Origin of the sequence: Cryobacterium sp. MLB-32 (genome assembly GCF_000738085.1) — a bacterium.
Taxonomy (GTDB): domain Bacteria; phylum Actinomycetota; class Actinomycetes; order Actinomycetales; family Microbacteriaceae; genus Cryobacterium.
Genome location: NZ_JPRS01000410.1, coordinates 1 through 792, shown reverse-complemented (window position 1 = coordinate 792; position 792 = coordinate 1). Strand labels below are relative to the sequence as shown.

Here is a 792-nt window from a genome sequence, read left to right as displayed (position 1 = left end):
GCTTTGATCCCAACCTGCTGACCGTACACAACAACGCTGACGTGACCAACAGCTACCAGGGCCTACTGAACGATGCGGGAAATCCCCTGATCAACCGCGCGATCAACAGCCTCAACCCTCCCGGATCCGTCTTCAAGCTCGTCGTCGCGACGGCCGCTCTGGAATCCGGCAAGTTCGAGCCAGACAGCGAATTCCCCAACCCGGCCACATTCCAGCTGCCCGGTACCAGCTCGATCGTCACCAACTCCGGCGGCGGAACCTGTGGCGGCGGCGACACTGTCACGATCGCGACCGCGCTGCGCCTCTCCTGCAATATCCCGATGGCGGAACTGGGACTGCAGCTCGGTGATGACGCCATCCGCGCGACGGCGGAGAAGTTCGGCTTCAATGAACCCTCGTCTATTCCGCTCGACGTCACCAAGAGCAACTACCCCGCGGTGCTCGACGATGCCCAGACCGCGCTGTCGGCTTTCGGCCAGACCGACGTCCGGGTCACCCCCCTACAAATGGCCGTGGTGTCGGCCGCCATCGCCAACGGAGGAGTCGCCATGAAACCCAATCTCGTCGACGAAATCCTGGCCCCCGATCTCAGTCCCCTGCAAACTTTCAAACCCGAAGCCCTGGGCCGGGTGATGAGCAGCGAAACAGCTGCCAAACTGACCAGCATGATGGTGGACAACGTCCAGGACGGTGCCGCAAGCAATGCAAGAATAGATGGGGTCAAAGTGGCGGGCAAAACCGGTACTGCGGAAAACGGATCGACCGATCCGTACACACTGTGGTTTACCGGAT

1 protein-coding gene is annotated in these 792 nt (G+C 61.2%); it reads left to right on the top strand.

All coding sequences use genetic code 11. The annotated features are described in order from the left end of the window. Positions 1-41: 41 nt before the first annotated feature. The coding region (locus JF66_RS19000; RefSeq protein ID WP_255351555.1) for a penicillin-binding transpeptidase domain-containing protein at positions 42-792 on the top strand (751 nt) is incomplete at its 3' end.